The sequence below is a fragment of the Rhodococcus sp. ARP2 genome (assembly GCF_001029585.1).
In the GTDB taxonomy this organism is placed as follows: domain Bacteria; phylum Actinomycetota; class Actinomycetes; order Mycobacteriales; family Mycobacteriaceae; genus Rhodococcus_F; species Rhodococcus_F erythropolis.
Window position 1 is genome coordinate 1 of sequence record NZ_LEKE01000014.1, and the last position, 3,983, is coordinate 3,983.

Sequence of the window (3,983 nt, forward strand, 5' to 3'; positions counted from 1 at the left end):
CTTCTTCGAAGTGGGCGGCGGATCCCTCTCTGCTGCTCAGTTGGTGACCGCCCTGCGCGAGCGGTTCCCCGAAGTGACCGTCGCACAGCTCTACGACCATCCACGGTTGGGATCGCTCGCCGAATATCTCGACGAATTGGCACCCACCGAAACTGTGGAGCCGCGCATCGTCGCTCCAACACCCTTGAAAACTCAGCTGGCACAGATCGCCGTCACCGTTCCACTCACGACGCTCACCGGACTGCAGTGGGTGACGTGGCTGGCGATCGCGAACAACGTCCTCGGCTGGTTCGTCGACGTCAGCTGGGCACCCACGGTCTCGTGGTGGTGGATCCTGTTGGCGTTCATCGTGTTCATCACGCCGATCGGCCGTATGACCATCGCCGTCGTCGGGGCGCGCCTGCTCCTACGCAAGTTGGAACCAGGAACGTACCCGCGAGGTGGTAGTGAACACCTGCGTCTGTGGATAGCGCTGCGACTCACCGAAGCCAGTGGCGCAGCCAACCTTTCGGGCGCACCGTGGATGCTCTATTACGCCCGCGCCCTCGGCGCCGACATCGGCAGCGGCGTCGATCTCCACACACTTCCTCCCATCACCGGCATGCTCGAACTCGGTGACGGCTGCTCCGTCGAACCCGAAGTCGACCTCTCCGGCCACTGGATCGACGGCGACGTCATTCACATCGGCGAGATCAAGATCGGTGACGGCGCCTCCGTCGGTTCACGCTCGACGCTTCTGCCCGGCGCGCGTATCGGTCGGGACGCCGTCGTCGAACCCGGATCTGCGGTGTTCGGCCGAGTGAAGGCAAACCAGCAGTGGGCCGGCTCCCCCGCCACCAAGGTCGGGAAAGCGAATCATCCTTGGCCGGCCGAACATCCGAAGCGCGCACCCGGCTGGGTGCCGGTATACGGCGTCACCTCGGTCTTCCTGGCCGGTATGCCGATCTTCGCTCTGATGGCCGGAATCGCCTTGATCGGTTGGTGGATCCGCGACACCGACACGCTCGCGAGCGCAGTGCTCCAATCGCTGATCATGCTTCCCGTCGCGACCATCCTGAGTTTGCTCGTCTTCGCAGTCGTCACACTGGTGGCCGTTCGTCTTCTCTCGATCGGGCTGACCCCCGGCTACCACCCTGTCCGCAGCCGCATCGGCTGGCAGGTGTGGGCGACCGAACGCCTGCTCGACTCGGCCAGAACCTTCCTCTTCCCGCTCTACGCGAGCCTGCTGACGCCGGGATGGCTCCGCCTCCTCGGCGCCAAGATCGGCAAGAACGTCGAAGCATCCACCGTGCTCCTCCTTCCCAAGTTCACGACGGTCGCCGACGGCGCATTCCTCGCCGACGACACCATGGTTGCGAGCTACGGCCTCGGCGGCGGCTGGATGCACATCGAACAGGCGAAGATCGGCAAGCGTGCGTTCCTCGGCAACTCCGGTATGACCGCACCCGGTCGACGCGTCCCCAAGAACGGTCTCGTGGCGGTTCTGTCGGCCACCCCGTCCAAGGCCAAGTCCGGATCATCGTGGCTGGGTAGTCCACCGGTACGTCTGAGAAGGGCTGCCGGGGACACCGACGCCGCCCGCACGTTCAATCCGCCGATGAGACTCAAGATCGCCCGCGGAGTGGTCGAAACCTGCCGACTGATCCCCGTGATGGTCACGTTCGGCATCGGTCTCGGTGTTCTGTTTGCACTCGAAGCACTGGTCGGCGCCGTCGGATTCTGGTTCGCGGCTCTGTTGAGCGGCGTAATTCTGCTCGTCGCCGGAGCAGTGGCTGGCGCGATCACCATCGCCGCCAAGTGGATCGTCGTCGGGCGCATCGCCAAGGTCGAGCATCCGCTGTGGAGTTCGTTCGTCTGGCGCAACGAGGTAGCCGACGCGTTCGTCGAAACCGTCGCGGCGCCGTGGTTCGCTCGCGCAGCGACTGGTACTGCCGTACTCAACATCTTCTTGCGTGGGCTCGGGGCCAAGATCGGCAAGGGCGTTTGGTGTGAGTCGTACTGGCTACCCGAGGCAGATCTTGTGACTTTGGGCGACGGAGCGACAGTGGAACGGGGGTGCGTCGTGCAAACTCATCTCTTCCATGATCGGATCATGTCCATGGACACCGTCACCTTGGGAGCAGGAGCAACGCTGGGACCGCATTGTGTCGCGCTACCCGCAGCCGGCATCGGCGCGGGAGCGACGGTAGGGCCTGCATCTCTGGTGATGCGAGGTGACACCGTTCCGCCCTCCACCCGCTGGCAGGGCAATCCGATTGCACCGTGGGTGGCGTCGTGAAGCCGAACAGAATGCTCGAAGAGCCGCTCGATCCGTACCTGCCACACAACGGCAACCGCGGTTACCGCGTGTCTCGGTACGAACTGGAACTGACGTACAAGGTCTTCAGTAACCGTCTCGCCGGCAAGGCAGTCATCACCGCTGTCACCACCGAGAGCCGATCCAAGTTCAGCTTCGACCTCGCGCAGAACCTGCAGGTGTCCAAGGTGTCCGTCAACGGTGCCCGCGGCACCAAGTACGCGCACTTGAACAACAAGCTGATCATCACGCCGTCTACCAAGATCCCCGCGGGCGGTGCCCTGTCGGTCACCATCGCGTACAGCGGCAACCCCGAGCCGATCAAGAGCCTGTGGGGCGAAGTCGGCTGGGAGGAACTCGACGAAGGAACTTTGGTTGCAAGTCAGCCCAACGGCGCGGCGTCCTGGTTCCCGTGCGACGACCATCCGATTTCCAAAGCGTCGTACCGCATCTCGATCACCACCGATTCCCCGTTCTATGCCCTCGCCAACGGCAAGCTGATCCGCAAGCAGACCCGTGCGAGTCAGACGACGTGGGTCTACGAGCAGACCGAACCGATGGCAACCTACCTGGCGACGATTCAGATCGGTCAGTACGAGCACCGACAAGTGAGCGCCGGGCCGGTACCGGTCTTCGCCGTTCACCCACCTCGGCTGCGCGCAGCGTTCGACGTCGACTTCGGGCGCCAACCCCAGATGCTGGAGGTCTTCGGAAAGCTGTTCGGCCCGTATCCCTTTGCCGACTACACCGCTGTGGTCACCGACGACGAACTCGAAATCCCCATCGAAGCGCAGGGACTCTCGATCTTCGGAGCCAACCACTGCACGGGTAGGCGCGGTTCCGAACGTCTTGTCGCACACGAGCTTGCCCATCAATGGTTCGGAAACAGCCTCACTCTCGGGCAGTGGTGCGACATCTGGCTGCACGAGGGCTTTGCCTGTTACGCGGAGTGGATCTGGTCCGAGAATTCCGGTGGCCCATCCTCGAACCAACTCGCGACCAACGCCTATCAAGGGCTCGGGCGTAAATCTCAGGACTTGATCGTCGCCAATCCCGGGCCTGCCCTGATGTTCGACGATCGAATCTACAAGCGGGGCGCGTTGACTCTGCACGCCCTGCGCGGCGTTCTCGGAGACGAGAAATTCTTCGAACTGATCCGCCAGTGGACCACGAAGCATCGGCACAGCACGGTCAGCACCGAGCAATTCACCGATCTCGCTTCACGTTTCACCGACACCCCACTGCGCCCTCTCTGGGATGCTTGGCTGAATCAACGCCCGCTACCTCGGCTTTGACGCTTTCCCCCAGCCGTAGCACCACGCCGAAACATTCCGAATGCGCCGATTAGCTTTGTCTTACCTTTACTATAGAGGTGGGCCGAGGGACGACCCCGACAACACAATTCTCAGGGCACGCTTCCTCGACAGGTAGATCGGGGGATCGATGTTTGTTGTATTCACAATATGTTTCGTGATCGGGGTTGTCGCCCTGATCGGTGCCTTTGCCGTCGGCGAGGTTGCAGATCTGGGCGGCGGCCACGCAGACGGGCTGCCATTTCTGAGCCTGACAACTTTGGCCACAGCACTTTTCGGCTTCGGCGCCGGCGGCGTAGCTGCCACTCTCGCGGACGCTCCGACGTTGGTAGCGGTTATTGCAGCACTCGCACTCGCCGCCGTTCTCGTTGTCG

2 protein-coding genes and 1 pseudogene are annotated in these 3,983 nt (G+C 62.9%); all 3 read left to right on the forward strand.

What is annotated here, in order from left to right; translation table 11 throughout:
• A partial coding sequence (locus ABX74_RS02980; RefSeq protein WP_047888185.1) for a Pls/PosA family non-ribosomal peptide synthetase occupies positions 1-2,278 on the forward strand: 2,278 nt, incomplete at its 5' end.
• A gap of 11 nt (positions 2,279-2,289) precedes the next feature.
• Positions 2,290-3,591 (forward strand): M1 family metallopeptidase, encoded by a 1,302-nt coding sequence (locus ABX74_RS02985; RefSeq protein ID WP_047888186.1) that lies wholly within the window; start codon positions 2,290-2,292, stop codon positions 3,589-3,591.
• Between the two features lie 175 nt (positions 3,592-3,766).
• A pseudogene (locus tag ABX74_RS02990) lies at positions 3,767-3,983 on the forward strand (hypothetical protein); the annotation flags it as partial.

Excerpts from the sequence above, each read along its gene's own strand:
- ABX74_RS02985 (WP_047888186.1), top strand. The coding sequence starts at position 2,290 with ATGCTCGAAGAGCCGCTCGATCCGTACCTGCCACACAACGGCAACCGC.